The organism is uncultured Cellulomonas sp., from assembly GCF_947494015.1.
In the GTDB taxonomy this organism is placed as follows: Bacteria; Actinomycetota; Actinomycetes; order Actinomycetales; family Cellulomonadaceae; genus Pengzhenrongella.
Genome location: NZ_CANLTL010000002.1, coordinates 182108 through 203958, shown reverse-complemented (window position 1 = coordinate 203958; position 21851 = coordinate 182108). Strand labels below are relative to the sequence as shown.

The window sequence follows — 21851 nt, the reverse complement described above, 5'->3', positions numbered from 1 at the left end:
TCCCGTGCGGGTTAGCGTGACGGCGTGAACTGGACCGACCTGCCCCTGGCCCGTGCGACCGTCGACCGCGCGGCCGAGCGCCGGGCCGATCCGCAGCTGCTGACGCGGCTGCGCGCCGACCCCTCCACCCGGGTGGTCCTGGTCCGCGGGGGACTGGTCGCGACGGCGTCCGGCGCGTCGTCAGCGTCGACCTCGCCGGCGCTCCGGCTGGTGGAGCCGGCGGAGGCTGAGGCGCTCGACCCCGCGGACGACGGCTGGCTGTTCCTGGGTGCGGACACCGAGCGCGGCTACCTCGCCCGCGTGCTCGCCGACCCGGCACCAGCGCCCGACGCCGCCACCGCGTCCGAGGCCACCGCGTCCGAGGCCACCGCGCCCGAGGCGCCCGTGACCGACCGCGCCGACGCCGCCACCGCACCGGTCGCCGGCCACGACGACGCGTCCGCGCAGCTCGCGCTGCGGCTGGAGTCGCTCGAGTGGTCCCACATGCGTGCGGTCGGGGCCACGATGCCCGCCCGCGACGCCGGGCTCGGCGTGACGGCGGTCGCGCTCGCGGCCTGGCACCGCAGCCACCGGTGCTGCCCGCGGTGCGGGACACCGACCGTCGTGGGGCACTCCGGCTGGGTGCGGCACTGCCCCACCGAGGGGCGCGACCAGTACCCCCGCACCGACCCGGCGGTGATCATGGCCGTCGTCGACGACGCCGACCGGATCCTGCTGGGGCACGCCGCCCACTGGCCCGAGCGCCGCTACTCCACGCTCGCGGGCTACGTCGAGCCGGGGGAGGGGCTCGAGCAGGCGGTGCGCCGCGAGGTCGAGGAGGAGGTCGGGGTCACGATCGGCGAGGTCGTCTACCGGGGCAGCCAGCCCTGGCCCTTCCCGGCCTCGCTCATGCTGGCCTTCCGCGCGCGGGCCACCACCACGGACATCACCGTCGACGGGACCGAGATCACCGAGGCGCGGTGGTTCACCCGTGACGGGCTCGCCGCCGAGGTCGCGGCGCGCTCCGTGCTGCTGCCGTCCCGGTCGTCGATCGCGCGGGCGCTGATCGAGGAGTGGGCCGGCGCGCCGCTCGCCGGGGAGTAGCGCGCCGGCACGGGGTTCCGCGGTGCCGGGACCGCGCCGGCGGCGACGTCGCCGGAGACCACTGGGGCGATCACGGCGCCGAGGCACCACGCCGCCGACGACCTCGCCGTCCGCCACCGCGGACGGCAGCGGGCGCCGCGCGGAGCCAGCAGCGGCGCCGCGCGGCCCCCGGGTCAGACGCCCAGGCGCGCCTTGACGTCCGCGAGCGACGGGTTCGTGGCGGCCGAGCCGTCGGGGAACACCACGGTCGGCACCGTCTGGTTGCCACCGTTGACCTTCTCCACGAACGTCGCCGCAGCCGGGTCCTGCTCGATGTTCACCTCGGTGTAGGCGATGCCGACGCAGTCGAGCTGCGTCTTGAGCCGGCGGCAGTACCCGCACCAGGTCGTGGAGTACATCGTGATGGTGCCGTCGGCGGGCGTGGTGGTCGTCATGGGTCCTCCGGGTGCGGGTCCTGGGCGCCCGTCCAGGGCGCCGCGCGTCGCCTGCACAACCACGGCGGCGTCCGGGCCCATTCCCGGCCGGGCGTGACCACCACCGCAGGGTGGAGACCCCGGCACGGGCGGCGACCGGCGGCGCACCGGACTGTCGGTGCCGGCTGGGACAATCGTCGCGATGTCCGCCGACGAGATCCTCGACGCCCTCGACCCCGACCAGCGCGCGGTCGCCCTCGCGCTGCGCGGACCCGTCTGCGTGCTCGCCGGGGCCGGCACGGGCAAGACCCGGGCGATCACCCACCGCATCGCGTACGGAGTGCGGACGGGCGTGTACACGCCGACCACCGTGCTGGCGGTGACCTTCACCGCACGCGCCGCCGGGGAGATGCGGACCCGGTTGCGTGACCTCGGGGTCGCCGGCGTCCAGGCGCGGACGTTCCACGCCGCCGCGCTGCGCCAGCTCGGGTTCTTCTGGCCCAAGGTCGTCGGCGGTGCCCCGCCGCGCATCCTCGAGCACAAGGCGCCCGCGGTCGCGGAGGCCGCCGCACGGCTGTCGCTGTCGGTGGACCGGATCGCCGTCCGCGACCTCGCCGGTGAGGTCGAGTGGGCGAAGGTCTCGCTCGTCACGGCGGACGACTACGTGCGGGCGACCACGGCGATCGACCGTCCGGCGCCGGCGGGCTTCGACCGGCAGACCGTGGCCCGGCTCCTCGCCCGGTACGAGGACGTGAAGACCGAGCGCGGCGTCATCGACTTCGAGGACGTGCTGCTCATGCTCGCGGACATGCTCGGCACCCGCGGCGACGTCGCCGAGCAGGTCCGCCGCCAGTACCGGCACTTCGTCGTGGACGAGTACCAGGACGTCTCCCCGCTGCAGCAGTTCCTGCTCGACCAGTGGCTCGGCGGGCGTGACGAGCTGTGCGTCGTCGGGGACCCCAGCCAGACCATCTACTCGTTCACCGGTGCGACGCCGCACCACCTGCTGACCTTCCCCACCGTCCACCCCGGCGCCCAGGTCGTCCGGCTGGTCCGCGACTACCGCTCCACGCCGCAGGTCGTCGGGCTGGCCAACCGGGTGATCGCCCAGCGTGGCCGGCGCGGGGCGCCGGCGCTGGAGCTGGTCGCCCAGCGGCCGGCCGGCCCGCCGGTCGGCTTCACGGCGTACGACGACGACGAGTCCGAGGCCGCCGGGATCGCGTCGCGGATCGCCCGCCTGCTCGCGGCCGGGACGCGCGCGAGCGAGGTGGCGGTCCTGTACCGGACCAACGCGCAGTCGGAGGCGTTCGAGCAGGCCCTGACCGCGGCCGGTGTCGGGTACCTCGTGCGCGGAGGTGAGCGGTTCTTCGCCCGGCGCGAGGTCCGCGAGGCGATCGTGCTGCTGCGCGGCGCCGGGCGGTCCGCGGACGCGGACACGCCCATGACGCAGGTCGTCCGTGACGTGCTGCTCTCGGCGGGCTGGTCGCCCGACCCGCCCGCTGCGCGTGGCGCCGCGCGCGAGCGGTGGGAGTCGATGCAGGCCCTGGTCGCCCTGGCCGACGACCTGGCCGCGCGCCGGCAGGCGTCGCTGGTCGACCTGCTCGCCGAGCTGGACGAGCGGGCCGCCGCACAGCACGCGCCCACCGTGGAGGGCGTCACCCTCGCCTCGCTGCACGCGGCCAAGGGCCTGGAGTGGGACGCCGTCTTCCTGGCCGGCATGAGTGAGGGGCTGATGCCCATCTCCCTCGCGGAGACCGACGAGGCGGTGGCCGAGGAGCGACGGCTGCTCTACGTGGGGATCACCCGGGCCCGGGAGCACCTCGAGGTGTCGTACGCGCGTTCGCGCACCCCGGGCGGTCGCGCGTCGCGCCGCCGCACCCGGTTCCTCGACGGGCTGTGGCCCGAGGACGGCGCGCCGCGCCGGCGCAGCGTTGCCGGGCCTCACGGACGCGCTCTGCTGACGGGCGAGTACGACGAAGGCCTGTTCGCCGAGCTGCGCGACTGGCGCGCACAGGTCGCCGCCGAGGTCGACCGGCCGGCGTTCACCGTGGTCTCCGACGCCGTGCTCGCCGCGGTGGCCGAGACCCGCCCGGGGTCCATGGCGGACCTCGCGCGCATCAAGGGCATCGGCCCGCTGAAGCTGGACCAGTTCGGTCCGGCGATGCTCGCGCTCGTCGCCGGTCACCGGTCCGGTCCGGGCGGTCGGCCCGCCGGCGCCGAGGTGCGCTGACGGGTGCGCTGACCCGCGGGGACGCGGTCCGGCGCACCTGCGCGGACGGGCGCGGGACCCCGGACGTCATGCGCGGCGACAAAAGAGGTTGTGCGCCTGACGCGCCGGGGCCTAACGTGATCGCTGTTCTTGCTGAGACCCGCATCACAGCGATGCGGCGCGGACCTGTGGAGGAGGCGAGAGGCGATGAAGAAGTACGACGACACCCAGGCGGCTCTCGCCGCCGACCGCGCACGGCGCACGCTCGCGCCCACCTTCGACGGGGTGCGGGGCGGAGCTGTGCCCGTTCACAGCGACCCCGCACGTGACTCCGCTCGAGCCAGGATCCCGATGGTCTGACACGACCAGATCCCAGGCCGCGGAGTCCGTCACGGACCGCGGCCTCTCTCTTTGTCCGGATGTCTCCGGGGAGGAGGAGCCACGGCTACCGCGTCGGGCTCCCACCATCGCCCCGCTCATCGCCAGGACATCAGGAGGACATCGTGCGGCAGACCATGCTGCTCGACGCAGTGAACCAGGGCGGATCCGGACCCTGGCCGACCACACCGGTGGCGGATCCCACCGACGATCGTCGCAGCTTCGACGAGATGGTCGCGGGACTCATCCCGTGCCGGAACAACGACCCCGAGCTGTGGTTCGCCGAGCAGACCGCCCGGGTGGAGCAGGCCAAGGCCCTGTGCCGGGAGTGCCCGCTCGTCCAGGGCTGCCTCGCGGGGGCTCTGGAGCGCGCCGAGCCGTGGGGCGTGTGGGGTGGTGAGGTCTTCGTGGCCGGAGTCGTCGTCGCCACCAAGCGCGGGCGTGGCCGGCCGCGCAAGGACGCCTCACCGGCGGCGTGAGCCGGTGTGCCGGTCTGCCGGGTCGCGCGCGAGCGGACCCGGCAGACCGGCGCACCCGCACTCGGGGTGCGTCGCCCACCGGCGCACCCGCGGGACGACGTCGGGCAACGTCAGCTCCAGGCTCGCCCCGACGGTCGACGGCGTCCGGCCGTCCAGCTGCGCCAGGACCTGGCCGGCGGCGAGGGCACCGGCGACGGCGGCCACGGTCGACTCCTCCGGCGCGCTCCGGCGCCGGGGGTCGGCCGCCAGTTGGGCTGCCAGCACCGGCCACGCCGGGTCGGCCGCGGTCCGGTGCAGGTCCAGGCAGCGCAGACACGGTGACGCGCCGGGCCGCACCAGCGGCCCCACCAACGCGTCCGCCTCACGCACCACCACCGACAGGTGCACCAGCTCCGCCGACATCATCGTCCGCGCACGCGCCGCGTCGGCGACCGCGTGCTCCACGCTGACGACGACGTCGGGCCGGACCGACGTCGGGCCGGACGTGCGCACCTGCGGGGCGAGGTCCCGCAGGACCCGCGCCGCGGCCGCCGCGCGCGAGGAGCCGACGTCGCGGGCGGTGAACCCGCCGACCCCCAGGTCGGCGGTGGTCACCGGGGCGTCGTCGTCCAGCAGGACGGTGCCCACCCCGGCGCAGGCCAGCACGCACGCCGCCGTGAGGGCGAGGCGTCCGGCGCCGAGGAAGCCCACCACGCGGTCGGCGCGGGAGCGGACGAGCGAGTCACCGTCGCCGTCGTCCAGCACGAGCGACCAGGCGGCGGCGTCGGCGGCGGTTCCCGAGGGCAGGGGTGCGGTGGCCGGTGCGGCGCGCCGCACGGGCGCGGGCACGAGCAGTCGCGCGTCGGTGAGGGCCGCCCGCACCGGGCCGACGTGCCCGCGGGGCAGCCCGTCGACCGGCACCGCGGTGCCGGCCGCCGTGCCGGCCGCCGTGCCGGCCGCCGTGCCGGCCGCCGTGCCGTCCGCCGCTGCGTCGGCGTCGCCCGGGACGAGCGCATCCAGGTCCGGCAGCGGCGCGCCGTCAGGCAGGGACGTGAGGGCGTGGACCTGCGCCGCGTGCAGGCCGGTCAGCCGGACGGCCCAGCGCGGGTCGGTGCCGACCTGCACCTCGTCGGGACCGCGCCACAGGACGGCGAGGCCGGGTCGCAGCCGCACGCGTCACCTCCGGGGACCGGGACCCGGGCACGCTGCGCCGGGCCTGTGCCGTCAGCGTGCCAGCGGCGCCGGCGCTCCCCGGCCGCCCGTCCACAGGCCCGCGCGGCGGCCCGCGCCCACGGCGGACAGCGAAGGGGCGGCCCAGCGCGTCGTGGTCGACGCGCGGGCCGCCCCTTCGGCGGTGCGGAGGTCGATCAGGCCTTGCCGAGGATCCGGTTCAGCTTGGTGCCGCACACCGGGCAGATGCCCTTGGCCATCTTGCGGCCGGACTCGGAGACGACGACGTCCCCCTCCGTCTCGCGCTTCTCCTTGCACTTCACGCAGTAGAACTCGCCCTTGTACGTCTCAGCCATGAGTTGTCTCCGTTCGGATGTCTGTGCGCCGTCGCGGGGTCCGGCGGTCGGCGGCAAGGTCGTGCAGCCGGGCGGCCACAGGTCCCCCTGCACCGCCACAGTAGTGGCCGATGCGGCGCGCCACGCGCGCTCGCCGCCCGCGAGCCGCCGATCCGCACGCCCCGTCCGGGCGACATGGTGCCGATCAGGGCGTCGAGGTCGGGGCCCGCCCGCTAGCGTCAGCGCGTGCAGTCGTCCACGCCGTCCGGCCCCGTCGAGGTGCGCCGGAGCCGCAAGCGCGTGCGGACGGTGACCGCCTTCCGTGAGGGTGACACGACGGTGATCTCCATCCCGGCGCGGTTCACGCGGGCGCAGGAGCGCGAGTGGGTGCAGCGCATGGTGGCCCGGCTGGCCGCCCAGGAGCGCCGGCGTCGGCCGTCCGACGAGGGGCTGGCCGCCCGGGCGGCGGAGCTGTCCGACCGATACCTCGGGGGACGGGCGCGCCCGTCCAGCGTCGCCTGGTCGACCCGGCAGGGACGCCGCTGGGGGTCGTGCACCCCGGTCGACGGCACGATCCGGATCTCGACGCGGGTGCAGGGGATGCCCCGGTGGGTCATCGACTACGTCCTGCTGCACGAGCTCGTGCATCTGCTGCACGCCGGGCACGGACCGGACTTCTGGGCGGAGCTGGAGGCCTACCCGCGCACGGAGCGCGCCCGCGGGTTCCTCGAGGGCTACTCCTACCGGGACGACCGCGGGCCCGGCGACGACCGTCCCGGCGACGACGGGCCGGACGAGGACGGGTCACTCGGCCCCGTGACCGACGACGACGCGGACGACGTCGGCCCGGACGGCGACGACGCCGACGCGCCCCCCGGCCGCGCGGGCTGACCCGCCGGCCCGGTCACGCGCCCGGGTGCGTCCCCCGCCCGTCCTCGGCGGTCCCGCCGTCCGCACCGCCGTCGGCGGTGCCGTCGCCCGAGCCGCCGGTCGCGCCACCGAAGATCTCCTCCAGCGCGCGGTCGACGTCGGCGTGCGCGTCCTCGGTCTCCGCCCGGCGGGCGGCGTAGCCCGCGGGGTCGTCGAGGTCCTCGGCCGTGGGCAGCAGGTCCGGGTGGTCCCACACGGCGTCGCGGGCGCCCGTGCCGCCGGCCCGGGTGATGTGCGCCCACAGCGCGGCGGCGTCCCGGGACCGCCGCGGCCGCAGCTCGAGCCCGACCAGGGACGCGAAGGTCTGCTCGGCCGGGCCGCCGGCCGCGCGCCGGCGGCGGATCATCTCCCGCAGCGCGACGGCGTGCGGCAGGTGCGGCAGGGCCGCAGCGGCCACGACCTCGTCGACCCATCCCTCCACCAGGGCGAGCGCGGTCTCCAGCCGGCCCAGCGCGGCGAGCTGCTCGGGGGTGGTGTGCGGGGCGAACACGCCCCCGGATAGCGCCGCCTGCAGGGCCTCGGGGTCCGTCGGGTCGATGGACCTGACCGCCTCCTCCAGGCTCTCCACGTCGATGGTGATGCCGCGGGCGTACGCCTCGACGGTGCCGAGCAGGTGCCCGCGCAGCCACGTGACGTGCGTGAACAGCCGCGCGTGCGCCGCCTCCCGCAGGGCGAGGAACAGCCGGACCTCCTCCAGCGGCGCGTCCAGGCCGTCGGCGAACGCGGCGACGTTGGCGGGCAGCAGCACGGTCGCGGGCTCACGCAGCAGCGGCAGACCGATGTCGGTGGCGCCGAACGCCTCCCGGGACAGCGTCCCCGCGGCCTGGCCGACCTGCATGCCGAACACCGCCGAGCCGAGCTGACGCAGCATCTGGCCCGGGTCGAAGCCGCCCGCGCCGCCGACCGCGCCCCCCATCCCCGGCAGCCCCAGCCCCCCGGGGAGCCCGACACCGGGCGGCAGACCGAGACCGCCGCCGTCGGGGCCGAACGCGTCCCCGAGCTGACCACGCAGCGCGCCGGCCAAGGCCTCCGAGAGCGAGCCGGCGACCGGCTCGGCCAGGGTGCGCCACGTGGGCAACGTGTGCTCGACCCACTCCGAGCGGCTCCACGCCCGCGAGCCACCGCCGGACGGCGGCAGGTCCGTGGCGGCGTCGAGCCACAGCTCGGCGACCGACAGCGCCTCGGTGGCCGCGCGCACCTGCGCCCGGGTCAGCGACGGGTCGCCCTCGGCGACCGCGGCCTGCCGGGCGACGTCGTGGGCGACGTCCCAGTTGACGGGGCCGTCACCGGAGGCCGCGAGCATCCGCTGGACCTGGGCCAGCACGTGGCCGAGCGACCGGGCGTCGTCGGGCAGCCCGGCCGCGGCCGCCATCGCCGCGGGGTCCATGCCGCGGGCCCGCAGCTCGCGCAGCGCCTCGTCGGCGTCCGCGCCGAACATCGACCGCAGCAGCTCCTCCCAGGCGGGGGGCTCGCCCGCTGCGCCGGCCGGGTTCTCGCTGGTCATGGGTGCCTCCTGGTCAGATGGCGGCGGGTCGCTCCACGGTAACCACAACCGGCCGGGCCCCGCGGGCGCCCGTGTCGGTGCGGGCACGCGGTTCGCTGACGGCGCACCACCGACGCCCGGCGGGCGTCCGGCCCGTGCCGCCGAAGTGCCGCCGCGTGCCGACGCGCGCCGTGGGGGATGATCGTGCGGTGCCCGAGCAGTTGCCCACGCCGCAGACCGCCGCCCGCCCCGACGCCGGTGCGCACGCCGAGCCGCTCCCCGGTCCCGCCGACGCCGCCGCGCCGTCGCCCCGGTCGGTCACGATGAGCGTCGCGGTGCTGGTGACCCTGCTGCTGCTCACGGTCATGGTGTTCCTGCGGGTCCCGTACGCCGTCAGCTCGCCGGGTCCGACGCGCGACACGCTCGGCGAGGTCGACGGGGCGCCGCTGATCGAGGTGGAGGACGGGACGCCGACGTACCCGTCGACCGGTGAGCTGCGGCTGACCACCGTCTCGGTCGTCGGTGGACCGGGCTACCCGGCGACGCTGCCGCAGGTGGTGTCCGGCTGGCTGTCCGGGTCCCGCACGGTGCGGCCGGTCGAGGCGGTGTTCGCCCCGGACATCACCCAGGACCAGCTCGACGAGCAGAACCAGGCGGCCATGACGTCGTCGCAGGAGAGCGCGACCGTCGCCGCGCTCGAGGAGCTCGACTTCGACGTCCCCGCCGAGCTGGTCGTGGCAGGCGCGGTCGAGGGCACCGGAGCGATGGGTGTCGTCGAGGAGGACGACGTCGTCGTGTCGTTCCAGGGGGAGCCCGTCGACTCCTACACCGCCCTCATCGACGCGCTCGCCCAGACACCGCCCGGGACCGACGTCGCGCTGGGCGTGCTGCGAGACGGCGAGCGGCTGGACCTCGACGTCGTCACCGGGGAGCGGCCCGACGGCGGCAGCCAGCTGGGGGTGTTCATCGACCCGCAGTTCACGCTGCCGGTCGACGTGACCATCCGCATCGAGGACATCGGCGGCCCGAGCGCGGGCCTCATGTTCGCGCTCGGGATCGTGGACCTGCTCACCCCCGAGGACGAGGTCGCTGGCGAGGTGGTCGCCGGGACCGGGACCATGGACGTCGACGGGACGGTCGGGCCGATCGGTGGCATCGCGCAGAAGCTCGCGGGCGCCGAGCGGGACGGCGCGGACTGGTTCCTCGCCCCCGCGGCCAACTGCCCGGACGTCGTCGGGCACGTGCCCGACGGGCTGCGGGTGGTCCGGGTCGCGACCCTGGCCGAGGGGCGCGACGCGATCGAGGCGATCGGCGCCGGCCAGGCCGACACGCTGCCCACCTGTACGGCCGCGTCCTGAGCGGTCCGGGCGTCGCCGGCGTCCCGGCGGGTCCACCGCGACGGCGACCGCCTAGCTGAAGGTCGCGCGCAGCGCCTCGAGCAGCCCGGGCACCAGGTCGGGCCCGACGGCGACGTCGTCGTCGGAGTCGTTCGCGCGGGTGCGCAGCGCCGTCCACGACTCGCCGCTGCGCAGCGCGCCGACGGCGATCCGGACGTCCTGCCGGTCGGGGTGCGCCATCAGGTAGGCCAGCGCCGCGTCGTCGTCGGCGGGCATGCCCTCCTCGGCAGCGGGCGGCAGCACGACACGCTCGACGACGACGGCCGCGCCGTCCACGGTGTCGGGCCACTGCAGGCCGCCGAGCAGCTCCTCCAGGTCGGTGGCGCCCGGCAGGCCCTCCTGCTCGACCGAGGTCAGGTGGCTCGCGTCCGCCCGGGCCGCCGTGACCACGTCGGGCGGCAGCTGGTCGGCGAGCTCGGGGGAGGCGTCGAGGGCGGCGGCGGTGCGGACGAGCGCGAACACGCGGACCGGGCCGTCCCAGCCGGCCGTCGCCACGTGCCGTTCGATCTCGTGGACCGCGCCGGCGAGGGCCACCTGCGCCGGGGTGGGCAGGGGCGGCGGGACGGGCGCGGCGGGGTCGTGCGTGGGCGGGTCGGTCTGGTCGGTCATGTGCTTCATCGTCCCACCCGTGTGGGAACCTGGGCGCTGCCCCAGGCGTTCACCGGAAGTCCGGGTGAGCACCCGGCTCTCCCCTGTTCGTCGACGACGAGGACCTCCACGCCGTGAGCTTCACCGCACCTCCCCGCCGGCCCGCCGGCCCACCGAGCGCCCGCCGCCGTCGCGGCCCGCTGGTCCCCACGCTGCTGGTCCTGGCCGGCCTGGCCGTGCTGCTGATGTTCCTGGCGCAGATCTGGACCGAGGTCCTCTGGTACGACGTGCTGGGCTACGTGCAGGTGCTGCGCATCGAGTGGCTCACCCGCGCGCTGCTGTTCGTGGCCGGCTTCGTGCTGATGGCCGCGGCCGTCGCCACGTCGCTGAACGTGGCGTACCGGTCGCGCCCGGTGTACGCCCCCACGACGCCCGAGCAGGCCAACCTCGACCAGTACCGCGAGGCCGTCGAGCCGCTGCGCAAGCTGGTCATGGTGGCCGGTCCGGCGCTGCTCGGGTTCTTCGCGGGCGCCGCCGCCTCCCAGCAGTGGGAGACCGTCCAGCTGTGGATGAACGGCGTCCCGTTCGGCCGCCAGGACCCCCAGTACGGCCTGGACCTGTCCTTCTTCGTGTTCACGCTGCCCGGCCTGCGGTTCGTGGTGTCGTTCCTCATGGCGGTCGTCGTCATCAGCACCATCGGCGCGATCGCGACGCACTACCTGTACGGCGGGCTGCGCATCGGTGGCCCGGGCCCGCACACCACGCGCGCCGCGCGCGTCCAGCTCTCGGTGCTCGCCGCGCTGCTCCTGCTGCTGATCGCCGCCAACTACTGGCTGGACCGGTACTCGCTGCTGATGCAGCCCGGCTCCAACCAGCGGTTCCAGGGCGCGTCGTACGCCGACGTCAACGCCGTCATCCCGTCCAAGGCCATCCTCGCCGCGATCGCGGTGTTCGTGGCGCTGCTGTTCGTGCTGTACGCGGTGCGCGGCAACTGGCGCTGGCCGGCGATCGGCGTCGGCCTCATGGTGGTGTCGGCGGTGGCGATCGGCGGCATCTACCCCGCGGTCGTCCAGCAGTTCCGGGTGACGCCGAACGCGCAGGAGCTCGAGGAGGAGTTCATCCAGCGCAACATCGACGCGACCCGGACGGCGTTCGGGCTGGACGACGTCGAGGTCACCCCGTACTCCGCGACGACCGACGCCGAGCCGGGTGCGCTGCGCCAGGACGCCGAGACCGCGGCCAGCATCCGGCTGCTCGACCCGACGATCGTCAGCCCCTCCTTCCGTCAGCTGCAGCAGAACAAGCAGTACTACGGGTTCCCGGACACGCTCTCGGTGGACCGGTACGACATCGACGGCGAGAGCCGCGACACCGTGATCGCCGTCCGCGAGCTGAACCTCGGCGGGCTCGGGGACGCGCAGCGCACCTGGGTCAACGACCACACCGTCTACACCCACGGCTTCGGCGTGGTCGCGGCCTACGGCAACACCACCAGCGACGAGGGGCAGCCCGCGTTCTACGAGGGCGGCATCCCGCCGGTCGGCGAGCTCAGCGGGTACGAGCCCCGGATCTACTTCGGCCAGAACTCCCCGACGTACTCCATCGTGGGCGCGCCGGGGGAGACCAACCCCTGGGAGCTGGACTACCCCGACGACGAGGCCGGCGGGCAGGTCAACAACTCCTTCCCGACGCAGGAGATCGACGCCGGGCCGAGCGTGGGGAACGTGTTCAACAAGCTGCTCTACGCGCTGAAGTTCGGCGACCAGGAGCTGCTGTTCTCCGAGCGCGTCACCGAGCAGTCCGAGATCCTCTACGACCGCGACCCGCGCCAGCGCGTGGAGAAGGTCGCGCCGTACCTCACGCTCGACGGGCGCGTGTACCCCGCCGTCGTCGACGACCGCGTGGTGTGGATGGTGGACGGCTACACGACCACCGACTCCTACCCGTACTCGACCCTCGCCCAGCTCGAGGACGTCACCATCGACTCGCTCACCGCGCGCGGTGCGGTCGCCGAGCTGCTCCCGCAGCAGGCGAACTACATCCGCAACTCGGTCAAGGCGACGGTCGACGCGTACACCGGCGAGGTGACCCTGTACGCGTGGGACGCCGAGGACCCGCTGCTGCAGGCGTGGCAGCAGATCTTCCCGAACACCATCCGCCCGGTGGCGGACATCAGCGGCGACCTGATGAGCCACATCCGGTACCCGGAGGACCTGTTCAAGGTGCAGCGCACCCTGCTGGCCCGGTACCACGTCGAGGACGCCCTGGACTTCTACACCGGGCAGGACTTCTGGACCTCGCCCAACGACCCGACGCAGGAGGCCGCCGTCGCGCAGCCGCCGTACTACCTCACTCTGCAGATGCCGGGGCAGGAGGAGCCGGCGTTCTCGCTCACGTCGACCTTCATCCCGGCCGGTGGGGAGCGCGAGGTGCTCACCGGGTTCCTGGCCGCCAACGCCGAGGCAGGCGATCAGGAGGGGCAGCCGGCCGAGTCCTACGGGCAGCTGCGGCTGCTCGAGCTGCCGCGCAACACGACGGTCTCCGGGCCCGGCCAGGTTCAGAACCAGTTCAACTCCGACCCCACGGTGTCCCGCGAGCTGAACCTGCTGCGGCAGGGCGACTCGACGGTCCGCAACGGGAACCTGCTGACCCTCCCGGTCGGCGGCGGGCTGCTGTACGTGCAGCCGGTCTACGTCCAGTCGTCCACCGGCACGCAGTACCCGCTGCTGCGCAAGGTGCTGGTCGCCTTCGGTGACACGGTCGGTTTCGCCGACACGCTCGGGGAGGCCCTGGACCAGGTGTTCGGCGGCGACTCGGGTGCGGACGTCGACGTCGACCCGGTGGACGTCGGCCCCACGGCGCCGGACCCCGAGGAGCCCGAGGGCGCGCCGGCGGCCGACCCGGGCGGCAGCCCGGAGCCCGAGCCGAACGTCCCGCCGGCGCTCGACCCCGGCGACAGCGGTGGTGACGAGGAGCCCGTCGAGCCGGTGCAGCCGCCGGCCGGTGACGCCCGTGCCCAGCTCGACCAGGCGCTCGCCGACGCGAACGCGGCGTACGCCGAGGGTCAGGCGGCGCTCGCTGCCGGGGACTTCACCGCGTACGGCGAGGCGCAGCAGCGGCTCCAGCAGGCCATCGAGGCCGCGATCGCGGCCGAGGCGGCGCTGGGCGGGTGACCGGCTCGGCCGGCTCGCCCGGTCGGGCCGGAGCCGGAAGACCGGCGCCGACGTGAGCGGGCTCACGTCCTCGGGCCGGGCCCTGGATTTCCCAGGGCCCGGCCCGGTGACGTAGAGTGGTGATCACCGACGCGGGGTGGAGCAGCTCGGTAGCTCGCTGGGCTCATAACCCAGAGGTCGCAGGTTCAAATCCTGCCCCCGCTACACAGTAAGTGCAGGTCAGAGGCCCTTTCGCTCAGCAGAGCGAGAGGGCCTCTGTCGTGCGGTCGACGGAGCGCGAGAAGGCCGACGCCTCGGCCACCGCCGCCTGGTGCGTCGCGTGCGCCTGCGCCCTGGTGCGGTCATCTGTGGGCTCATCGCACCGGGACGGACTTCGGCGCCGTGGAGGTCAGGTCGTAGCGGACCACCAGCTGGCGACCGGGCGTTCGGGCGTGGCCGGCCGCGGCCCGGTGGGCGTACGACCGTCCCTGTGCCGCGCCGGTGGGCGGGTCGACGCCGTCGCGGAGCCGTGCCGACGGGGCTACCGAGGGCGGGGTCCCGGCGAAGCATCGTCGACGTCCACGCCGCCGACGATGCTTCGTTCATGGCCGACGCCGCTCGTCACCGAAGTCGTTGTGCCGGGCTGTCGATCTGCGCCATCCTCGACCGACGTCCAGGTGACGGCGCTCGACAGAGGACGCCCCAGCCGGAAGGAACGACCATGGCGAAGTACCTGATCCTCATCTACGGCGACGAGCAGGCCTACGCGGCCGGGGGAGCGGCGGCGGTCGACGAGTCGATGCGCGCCCACACCGCCTTCAGCGAGAAGCACGGCGCCGCCCTCCGCGGCGGCGAGGCGCTGCGCGAGACGTCGACCGCGACAGCGATCCGGACTCGGCCCGGTGACGAGCCGCTGGTCACCGACGGCCCGTTCGTCGAGACGAAGGAGACGCTCGGCGGCTTCTACGTCGTCGAGGCCGCAGACCTCGACGCCGCCATCGCGATCGCGAAGGACGTCCCGGCGCCCGACGGCGGCGTGGAGGTCCGCCCCATCATGGAGTTCGAGTGAGCCCGACGGTCCGTCGTCCGGCCGCACGTCCCCGGTCCGCCTGACCGTGGACGTGCGGGCGGCCCAGGTGGCCGCTGCCGTGGCCGACGCGCACCGTCGCGAGTGGGCCCTGGTGCTCGCCGCGACGGTGCGCGTGGTGCGCGACCTCGACATGGCCGAGGAGTGCGCGCAGGACGCCTTCACCCAGGCCCCCACGGCCTGGCCCGGGACCGGGATCCCGCGCAACCCCGGGGCGTGGCTGACCACGGTCGCTCGACGGCGTGCCGTGGACGCGGTCCGGCGTGAGCAGCTCTGGCGGCGGGCCGTCCCGCTCCTCGTGGAGGCCGAGCACGCCCCCGGGCTGGACGACGTGGTCGCCGCACGGGAGGAGCTGCCGGACGACCGACTGCGGCTGGTGTTCACCTGCTGCCATCCCGGCCTGAACCGGGACGCGCAGGTGGCGCTCACCCTCAGGCTCGTCTGCGGCCTGACCACGGGCGAGGTGGCCCGGGCCTTCCTCGTCAGCGAGCCGACGATGGCGGCCCGGCTGACGCGGGCGAAGAAGAAGATCGCCGCCGCACGCATCCCGTACCGGGTGCCGCCACCGGAGGAGCGACCCGAACGAGTCGCCGCCGTCCTCGACGTCGTCCACCTCGTCCTCACCACCGGGCACACCGCGCCCGCCGGAGCCGACCTGGTCCGCGCCGACCTCGTGGAGCGGGCACTGGATCTCGCACGGATGCTCCGAGTCCTGCTGCCGGGCGACCCCGACGTCGCGGGCCTCCTCGCGCTCGTCCTGCTCACGGACTCGCGCCGCGCCACCCGCACTGGCGACGGCCGGCTCCTGCTCCTCGAGGAGCAGGACCGCAGCCGGTGGGACACGACGGCGATCGGGGAAGGCATCGCCCTCGTCCGTGAGGCCCTCGCCCACCGTCCGCCCGGCCGGTACGCGCTGCAGGCCGCGATCGCGGCCGTGCACGCCGAGTCGCCCACCTGGGAGGACACCGACTGGCAGGAGATCGTCGGTCTGTACGACGCCCTCGTCCAGGTATGGCCGTCGCCCGTGGTCGCCCTGAATCGCGCGGTGGCCGTCGGGCTGGCCCGGGGCCCACGCGCGGGACTGGCCGAGCTCGACGCGCTGCGGGACGAGCCGACACTCGCCACCTACCCGTACGCGGCCGCCGCCCGCGCAGACTTCCTACGCCGCCTCGGTCGGGTCGCCGACGCCCGCCTCGCTTATGAGGAGGCGCTGCTGCTCACGACGAACGCGGTGGAGCGGGCGTTCCTCGAGCGCCGGCTCCAGGGGCTCTAGAGGCACGAGGCCGGGCACGAGCGACATGTCGACCCCACCTCGACGCAGGCGACGGCGCTGATCGCTGCTCGTCCACCTCGGCAGGACGCCTGCGGCGCTGCGGCGTTCACCGTCACAGCGGCTACGCGCGCCGCTCCCGCGCAGGCCATCATCCGGTGAGGAGGCGCTTCTTCGGCGCGCTATCGCTGACGAGTCGGCTCGCTAGGAGCGCCGAGCCAGGTCCGGGTAGTCGACCACCAGGCCGTCCTCGTCGACGGAGAGGACTGCGCTGAAGTCGCCGCTGTAGCTGGCGTACCGCACCCTCCGCCCGTCGTCGTCGCTGGGGGCCGAGGCGTAGACCTGGTCACTTCGGAGCACCCGGAGCGAGGGCACCTCGACCCAGGCCATGACCAGGTGCTTGTCATCGACGTCGTGATCCAGCACGCCGAGTCGCCGAATCGGCATGGTGTTGGTGACTGGGCAGAGACCCAGGTCGCAATCGGTCGCACCGTCGAGACTGTCGGGCTCGCCGAGCCCGGGCTCGGGCAGGTCGATGCTGCCGTGGTGGTCGGCGACGGCGGACCACCGGCCACGTGCAGATCTGCTCAGCTCCAGCGTGCGCGACCAGCCGAAGCCGCGCGCCGTGACCTTCAGGGCCCGGGTCTGCCAGCCCTCCGCGACGTCGAGTTCCCAACTGGTAGTGAACCGCTTCGAGCGTGAGCTGCCGATCGCGCGCATCCAGTCGTCGCCCAGCTGGACGCTGGCGTGGTCGACCCGCGCGGGGTCATCGACTCCGGTCCAGGAGAGGAGGCGATCGGTCACCCGACCAAGTATGCCGAGCCTCTCGATCGCGCCGGTCCGCGCAGCGACGACGTGGCGCACATCTGCTTCTCGGCGCGCGACCGGCACCCGCAGGGGTCTGGCCGGGGTACTGCGTGGCGGCTGACCGTTGCTTCGGATAGCCGTGGGTGGCGTGCACGGGCGACGACGACGCTCGCGCCTCGATAGGTTGCGACGATGCGGAACGCGCGGCGGAGGCAAGGCCAGCTCCTCGGATGACACCCGAGGGGCGCCCCCTTGGCGCCGCCCCGTCCGGCGGCGGCGCAGCACGCCGTTGAGGAGAACCGCATGACCTTCATCGACCACAACCTGCGCGTGGAGTACGCCACCCACTACGCCGAGAACTTCGTCGATCAGCTGCTCGACAACCTGAGCGGACATCACCCCGCCGCCAGCGTCACGGCGCATCGGCACTGGGTGCAGGTTCACATCACCATCCCCGCGCGCGACCTGACCGACGCGTTCAGCCGCGGACTGGCACTGGCCCAGTCCGCTGGAGCCCCGGTTCCCGTACTCGCCGTGGAAGTCCTTTCCACCGAAGAGTTCGACGCACGGATCGACGCCTGACCCTCAGAGCGCCCCCGCGGGCGTTTCGGCGGGGGCGCTCTGAAGCGTGGCCAGGATGTCGCACAACGCGCACGGCAATATCAGCAACGCCCGGGCGAGTTGCAGCGGACAAGCGTCTCAACCGTGGTGAACGCGACCATGCCGGCGGCCCCATACGTAAGGATCACCGCATGACGAGCGCCGCCACGCCATGGTTCCAGGTTCCGGACGGCGGGGACACGCCCAGTCAGGTGCTCCTGGAGCACGCCCACCGTCGCGCCTTGACCGCATTGGCGCTCGACGGGCCTGAACCGCCCCGCGCACCATCGGCTGCGAGCCTTCTACGACGTAGACGGGGACTACGCCGGCTCCACCTTCGCGCAACTGGAACCCGTCTACTGCGATGACATCGCCGCAACGGACCTGCATGCCACAAGCCTGCTCAGCGTCCGCATCCGACCACACGCCACCAGGCGCCTGCTGCACGACGGCCCCACCCGCACCGAGATCCTCAACAAGCTGCGGGCCATCCCCGACACTCAACTCCAGGTCGCCGACGCCCACACACTCTCGGCGATGCAGGACCTCTACCTCAGCATCAAAACAGCAATGTTGCGTGCCACCACCCGCGACCCGGACGCGTGGGTCACTGCTAGGTAGGCGACGCGGGCCTTGGGTCCGGCATCTGGCGACGGCCTGGTAGTCCTGCGCGGCCCCGGGCGTCGTCGTGCCACCACCTCGGCCTGCAATGTCTCCGGACACCGAAGACTCCATCGACGCTCTCACCGCGCGTATCGCGTACTTCTCGCCGCCTGGCGGACCGGCCGTCGGTCAGGCGGGGCCAGTGCTCTCGCGGTCGATGAAGACAGGGACGCTGTGCAGCTGCACGGACGTCGCCGCTCCCTGGACGGCGCCGAGTAGGGCGCGTGCGGCCTGAGCCCCGTAGCCCAGAACGTCGCGCCGCATCGCGGAGAGGGTCGGGGTCATCCGCTGGCAGAGCAACGAGTCGTCCCACACCATCAGCGAGATGTCCTGCGGCACCTCCAGTCCTCGGTCGCGCAGTGCTGTCAGGGCGGAGATCCCGACGAGGTCGTTGTCGCAGATGAGGATGCTCGGCCGCACGTCCTGATCGAGCAGACGGTGCGTGAGTGTCGACGCGGAGTCCGGCGTGTCGTCGAGTTCGAGGACTGTCGGCTCCGGAAGTCCGGCGTCCCGAAGGGCCGTGACCATCGCCTCGGTCCGGATGCGACTGTGGAGCAGCGCGGGCGACTCACTGATTCGCGCGAAGTGCCGGTGGCCCAGGGCGACCAGGTGCCCGACGGCCTCACGCATCCCCATCTCGTCGTCCGTCCAGACCGACGTGACCGATGCGCTCTCCACCGGACCTCCCGCCACCACTGCCGGCACTCCTAGCTCCTCGACGAGGCGGACCCGCTGGTCGCCCACACGGGGGTCCAGCAGAAGGACGCCATCCACAGTCCTTCGTGCCCACCACTTCTCGAGGGTCGACATCTCCGCGTCGACATCGGGAACCACCTGGAGGATCAGGGAATGGCCCTCCCCTGAGAGCACCTCGCTCACCCCTGCCGTGAAGGAGCTGAAGAACGGCTCCGTCGCCACCACTTCGGCCGAACGCCCGATCACCATGCCGATCGTCTCGGAGCGCGCCGACGACAGACGCCGGGCTGCGTCGTGCGGCGACCAGCCGAGGCGGGCGGCCGCCTCGAGGATGCGATCCCGGGTCTGGGCGGAGACTCCAGGCCGGTTGTTCAGGGCATACGACACGGCGGCCGTCGACACTCCCGCTTCACGCGCGATGTCGCTGATGCGAGGGCGCCTGACGATCGGCTGCTGCGTCTTCGGTCGGATCACGGTTGCACCTTAACCGGTTAAGTGATTCTCTGCGCGAGGCCGCTGGTCACGTCGACGGCGGCCGGCCGATCCGCATGTCGACGTCTCGCCGCGGTGCACGGTGACGTGCCCGCCCGAGCGGAAGGCAACGGCTCCAGAGAAGTCCCCGTGCGGCACCTCGCCGGGTGGCCGCTGGGAGCGTCCGGCGGGCTCGGTGCCGTTCTGTCCGCGTGCCACCCCTCCTAGGAAGACAGAGAGAATGACCGACCTCACGACCGGATCCCGACTGGCACTGACGCCCCTCGACGTGGGAGGAGGCCTGGGGCTGATCCTCAGCTCCGGAGGCGACCCGGTTCTCGCAGCCGCGTCCCCCGTGCGCCTCATCACCGCTGACGGTGTCGTGACCGCCTGCCCCTACGACTCGCTCGACCAGGACGAGGAGGCGACCCTCGGTCGGCTGGACACCGTCCTCCCCGACGGCACGCGAGTCATCGTCCAGGATCGCTGGTCGCCCTCGCCCGAAGGGGACGGCGTCCTGGTGAACCGGACGCTGTCCATCCCTCAGGCAGGTTCCGCGGCCGGTGTCCGCGCCGAGCTCGTCGTCGAGAGCACGGTGGCCGCACAGCAGACCGACTGGCAGTTCTACGTGACCGGTGCCCTGTACAACCGCAACGACACCGACCTCGACGGCAAGGAGGACTACCTCGGCGGCTACGTCCAGGAGTACCGGGACGACCGCAACGGGCATCTGGCGGTCCTCGCCTACCTCCCGCACGAGCGTCAGGCCTTCTCGCTCGCCCGCACCAGTGCTCCGACTTTCGACGCCGCCATCTCCGAGGCCGAGCTCGTCAGCGGAGTGGTCATCACCGAGTCGGACATCGGCTCCCTCGGCATCGTCTCCCGCGAGGGCGAGGCCCTCGCGCTCCGGGCGGGATATCCCTTCGGTGAGGAGGTCACCTTCAGCCTGGAGACCAGCGGACGCGGGTGGGCCGGATTCCTGCCGGTCCGAGAAGGCCGCAGCGCCGCCGTCGACTACGAGCTCCGGGTGTTCTCCGCCGACGACCTGACCGAGGCCATCTGGGGCGTCACGCAGCGGCAGATCCAGCGTCTCGGCACGCGCCCCGCCGAGCTGCCCCTGCCCATGGAGGAGCTGGAGCGCCACCGCTTCCTCCTCACCCAGCTGTACTACCGGGAGTGGGACGCCGAAGAGGACCCGAGGCAGCCGGCCGGCTACATGACCCACTTCTCGCCACGGACGGGCGAGACCCTGGGCTCGCTGATCGAGTTCGGCTTCACCGGCGCCCAGGCCCTCCACGCCCTCAACGCGATCCGGCGCGGCTACCGCGAGGACGCCCCGCTGTGGACCGATCGGGCGCGGAAGGTCCTCGACTTCTTCGTGCGGGAGATGCAGGCCGAGAACGGGTTCTCCGAAGGCATCTACGACGTGCACAGCAAGAGCTTCGTCCGGTGGTTCACGGGCATCCTGCTGCCGTTCCAGTACTCGGACGACGACGCGGAGGCCCGCGCGTACCTGGGCAGCCAGATGACCGGGGCCCTCGGCCCCATCGCCCGGGCCCTGCGCTCGGTGCCGGGCAACTACACGCGCACCATGTGCGAATCGATCTATCCCCTTCTGCTCGCGTACGAGGAGGAACGCCGCCACGGGGTCGAGCAGAGCGCGTGGCTGGCGGCGGGGGACCGGTTCGGGGCCTTCCTCCTGGAGGTCCAGGGAGACGACGGCGCGTGGTTCCGCGGGTACTCGCCGGAGGGCGAGGGGCTCACCCACCCGGTCGAGTGGTTCGGGAGGTCCGCCGTCGAGCAGCGATCCGGCACGATCTTCCCGATCGAGGTGCTCGCGACGCTGCACCGGATCACCGGCAGGGAGGACTACAAGGAAGCAGCCCTCCGCGCGGCCGACTACATCACCGACACGTTCGTGCCGGAGATCCTCTACTGCGGGGGTCTCAACGACACCTCGCACATCAAGTCGGTGAAGATCGACTCGGTCGGTGTCATGTTCGCCATGCGGTCGCTCATCATGGCCCACAGGCTCGGCGGCGACCAGCGTCACCTCGACGCGGCGCTCAAGGCGGCCAAGGTCCTGAGCTCGTGGCTCTTCCTCTGGGACGTCCCGTTCCCCGAGGGGTCCCTCCTCGACGTCGGTGGCTTCCGGAGCACCGGATGGGCGGTCTGCGACGCCATCCCCGGCGGCGGATACGTCGACGACGAGTTCCTCGAGTTCGTCGGCGACATGCTCCACGTCGCGAAGGCTGCCGGAGAGTCGAGGCTCGTGGACATCGTCGAGATCGTGCTGGCCGGCATGCAGCACGGGCTGTCGATCCCGGGCAACATGCTGGGCTACGCGGCCCCGGGCATCCAGTGCGAGGGCTACATGACCGCGTACTGGCTGAGCGCTCCGGAGGAGACCGCGTTCTCCGGAGCGGTGAACAAGAAGAAGGGTGACGACAACGACACCTGCAACGGGCTCGTCAACGCGCAGGCGCTCTACGGCTTGGACGTCCTCCGCGACACGTTCGGCACCATCGAGTTCTCAGAGATCCGCCGACTCATGGGGGTGACGAGCGCAGGCGCCTGAACCACGGCGCGTCTCCACGCGCGACGGGGGAAGGCGGAGTCCGGCGATCTGCTGGGCTCCGCCCTCCCTGGGCGCTCGGGGTC

19 protein-coding genes and 1 tRNA gene are annotated in these 21851 nt (G+C 73.5%); 13 read left to right on the top strand and 7 right to left on the bottom strand.

Annotated features, from left to right (window positions below):
- Positions 1 to 24: 24 nt before the first annotated feature.
- Complete coding sequence (gene nudC / locus Q0840_RS02760) at positions 25 to 1083, top strand: NAD(+) diphosphatase (RefSeq protein ID WP_298456000.1); 1059 nt, start codon at positions 25 to 27, stop codon at positions 1081 to 1083.
- 173 nt (positions 1084 to 1256) lie between these two features.
- Here the strand turns inward: nudC and Q0840_RS02755 are convergent, their stop codons facing one another.
- Entirely contained in the window at positions 1257 to 1517 is a 261-nt protein-coding gene (locus Q0840_RS02755; RefSeq protein ID WP_298455998.1) for a mycoredoxin, read from the bottom strand.
- Positions 1518 to 1698: 181 nt separating this feature from the next.
- Here Q0840_RS02755 and Q0840_RS02750 point away from each other — a divergent pair, with 181 nt between their 5' ends.
- From Q0840_RS02750 to Q0840_RS02740, 3 genes are all read left to right on the top strand, one after another.
- The gene (locus Q0840_RS02750; protein ID WP_298455996.1) at positions 1699 to 3726 is read left to right on the top strand and encodes an ATP-dependent helicase; all 2028 of its coding nucleotides are present in this window, start codon (positions 1699 to 1701) and stop codon (positions 3724 to 3726) included.
- A gap of 186 nt (positions 3727 to 3912) precedes the next feature.
- Positions 3913 to 4065, top strand: coding sequence for a hypothetical protein (locus tag Q0840_RS02745; protein WP_298455994.1), 153 nt, complete (start codon positions 3913 to 3915; stop codon positions 4063 to 4065).
- Positions 4066 to 4208: 143 nt separating this feature from the next.
- A complete protein-coding gene (locus tag Q0840_RS02740) occupies positions 4209 to 4562 on the top strand; it encodes a WhiB family transcriptional regulator (RefSeq protein ID WP_298455991.1) in 354 nt (117 codons plus the stop codon).
- Here Q0840_RS02740 and Q0840_RS02735 read toward each other — a convergent pair.
- Both Q0840_RS02735 and Q0840_RS02730 read right to left on the bottom strand, forming a co-directional pair.
- Complete coding sequence (locus Q0840_RS02735; RefSeq protein WP_298455988.1) at positions 4548 to 5714, bottom strand: ThiF family adenylyltransferase; 1167 nt, start codon at positions 5712 to 5714, stop codon at positions 4548 to 4550. The genes Q0840_RS02740 and Q0840_RS02735 overlap by 15 nt on opposite strands.
- 194 nt (positions 5715 to 5908) lie before the next feature.
- On the bottom strand, positions 5909 to 6067 hold the full coding sequence (locus Q0840_RS02730; protein ID WP_298455985.1) for a DUF5679 domain-containing protein: 159 nt from the start codon (positions 6065 to 6067) through the stop codon (positions 5909 to 5911).
- Positions 6068 to 6292: 225 nt separating this feature from the next.
- Between Q0840_RS02730 and Q0840_RS02725 the strand changes: the two genes are divergently transcribed.
- On the top strand, positions 6293 to 6937 hold the full coding sequence (locus Q0840_RS02725; RefSeq protein ID WP_298455983.1) for a M48 family metallopeptidase: 645 nt from the start codon (positions 6293 to 6295) through the stop codon (positions 6935 to 6937).
- A 13-nt stretch (positions 6938 to 6950) separates the two neighbouring features.
- Here Q0840_RS02725 and Q0840_RS02720 read toward each other — a convergent pair whose 3' ends face one another.
- Positions 6951 to 8480 carry a zinc-dependent metalloprotease gene (locus tag Q0840_RS02720; protein ID WP_298455981.1) on the bottom strand — a complete coding sequence of 510 codons (1530 nt, stop codon included), beginning with the start codon at positions 8478 to 8480 and terminating at the stop codon, positions 6951 to 6953.
- Positions 8481 to 8668: 188 nt separating this feature from the next.
- Here Q0840_RS02720 and Q0840_RS02715 point away from each other — a divergent pair, with 188 nt between their 5' ends.
- Complete coding sequence (locus Q0840_RS02715; protein WP_298455978.1) at positions 8669 to 9817, top strand: PDZ domain-containing protein; 1149 nt, start codon at positions 8669 to 8671, stop codon at positions 9815 to 9817.
- A 51-nt stretch (positions 9818 to 9868) separates the two neighbouring features.
- Here Q0840_RS02715 and Q0840_RS02710 read toward each other — a convergent pair whose 3' ends face one another.
- Positions 9869 to 10465, bottom strand: coding sequence for a PPA1309 family protein (locus tag Q0840_RS02710; RefSeq protein ID WP_298455975.1), 597 nt, complete (start codon positions 10463 to 10465; stop codon positions 9869 to 9871).
- 113 nt (positions 10466 to 10578) lie between these two features.
- Here Q0840_RS02710 and Q0840_RS02705 point away from each other — a divergent pair, with 113 nt between their 5' ends.
- The 4 genes from Q0840_RS02705 to Q0840_RS02690 all read left to right on the top strand — a co-directional run bounded on the left by Q0840_RS02705 (position 10579) and on the right by Q0840_RS02690 (position 15956).
- On the top strand, positions 10579 to 13617 hold the full coding sequence (locus Q0840_RS02705) for a UPF0182 family protein (protein ID WP_298455972.1): 3039 nt from the start codon (positions 10579 to 10581) through the stop codon (positions 13615 to 13617).
- A gap of 130 nt (positions 13618 to 13747) precedes the next feature.
- Positions 13748 to 13821: transfer RNA gene (locus Q0840_RS02700), tRNA-Met, on the top strand.
- A gap of 496 nt (positions 13822 to 14317) precedes the next feature.
- The gene (locus Q0840_RS02695; RefSeq protein ID WP_298455970.1) at positions 14318 to 14665 is read left to right on the top strand and encodes a YciI family protein; all 348 of its coding nucleotides are present in this window, start codon (positions 14318 to 14320) and stop codon (positions 14663 to 14665) included.
- Positions 14666 to 14744: 79 nt separating this feature from the next.
- The gene (locus tag Q0840_RS02690) at positions 14745 to 15956 is read left to right on the top strand and encodes an RNA polymerase sigma factor (RefSeq protein WP_298455967.1); all 1212 of its coding nucleotides are present in this window, start codon (positions 14745 to 14747) and stop codon (positions 15954 to 15956) included.
- Between the two features lie 201 nt (positions 15957 to 16157).
- Here Q0840_RS02690 and Q0840_RS02685 read toward each other — a convergent pair whose 3' ends face one another.
- A complete protein-coding gene (locus Q0840_RS02685; protein WP_298455964.1) occupies positions 16158 to 16757 on the bottom strand; it encodes a putative glycolipid-binding domain-containing protein in 600 nt (199 codons plus the stop codon).
- Between the two features lie 306 nt (positions 16758 to 17063).
- Between Q0840_RS02685 and Q0840_RS02680 the strand changes: the two genes are divergently transcribed.
- Together Q0840_RS02680 and Q0840_RS19030 are read left to right on the top strand one after the other, a co-directional pair.
- On the top strand, positions 17064 to 17342 hold the full coding sequence (locus Q0840_RS02680; protein ID WP_298455961.1) for a hypothetical protein: 279 nt from the start codon (positions 17064 to 17066) through the stop codon (positions 17340 to 17342).
- A gap of 285 nt (positions 17343 to 17627) precedes the next feature.
- Entirely contained in the window at positions 17628 to 17981 is a 354-nt protein-coding gene (locus Q0840_RS19030; RefSeq protein ID WP_367183064.1) for a DUF6308 family protein, read from the top strand.
- Between the two features lie 171 nt (positions 17982 to 18152).
- Here Q0840_RS19030 and Q0840_RS02675 read toward each other — a convergent pair whose 3' ends face one another.
- The gene (locus tag Q0840_RS02675) at positions 18153 to 19193 is read right to left on the bottom strand and encodes a LacI family DNA-binding transcriptional regulator (protein ID WP_298455958.1); all 1041 of its coding nucleotides are present in this window, start codon (positions 19191 to 19193) and stop codon (positions 18153 to 18155) included.
- A 238-nt stretch (positions 19194 to 19431) separates the two neighbouring features.
- Here Q0840_RS02675 and Q0840_RS02670 point away from each other — a divergent pair, with 238 nt between their 5' ends.
- Positions 19432 to 21768 (top strand): hypothetical protein, encoded by a 2337-nt coding sequence (locus Q0840_RS02670; protein ID WP_298455956.1) that lies wholly within the window; start codon positions 19432 to 19434, stop codon positions 21766 to 21768.
- Positions 21769 to 21851: the final 83 nt, after the last annotated feature.

Excerpts from the sequence above, each read along its gene's own strand:
- Q0840_RS02755 (WP_298455998.1), bottom strand. The coding sequence starts at position 1,517 with ATGACGACCACCACGCCCGCCGACGGCACCATCACGATGTACTCCACG.
- Q0840_RS02750 (WP_298455996.1), top strand. The coding sequence starts at position 1,699 with ATGTCCGCCGACGAGATCCTCGACGCCCTCGACCCCGACCAGCGCGCG.
- Q0840_RS02745 (WP_298455994.1), top strand. The coding sequence starts at position 3,913 with ATGAAGAAGTACGACGACACCCAGGCGGCTCTCGCCGCCGACCGCGCA.
- Q0840_RS02730 (WP_298455985.1), bottom strand. The coding sequence starts at position 6,067 with ATGGCTGAGACGTACAAGGGCGAGTTCTACTGCGTGAAGTGCAAGGAG.
- Q0840_RS02720 (WP_298455981.1), bottom strand. The coding sequence starts at position 8,480 with ATGACCAGCGAGAACCCGGCCGGCGCAGCGGGCGAGCCCCCCGCCTGG.
- Q0840_RS02710 (WP_298455975.1), bottom strand. The coding sequence starts at position 10,465 with ATGACCGACCAGACCGACCCGCCCACGCACGACCCCGCCGCGCCCGTC.
- Q0840_RS02695 (WP_298455970.1), top strand. The coding sequence starts at position 14,318 with ATGGCGAAGTACCTGATCCTCATCTACGGCGACGAGCAGGCCTACGCG.
- Q0840_RS02680 (WP_298455961.1), top strand. The coding sequence starts at position 17,064 with ATGACCTTCATCGACCACAACCTGCGCGTGGAGTACGCCACCCACTAC.
- Q0840_RS02670 (WP_298455956.1), top strand. The coding sequence starts at position 19,432 with ATGACCGACCTCACGACCGGATCCCGACTGGCACTGACGCCCCTCGAC.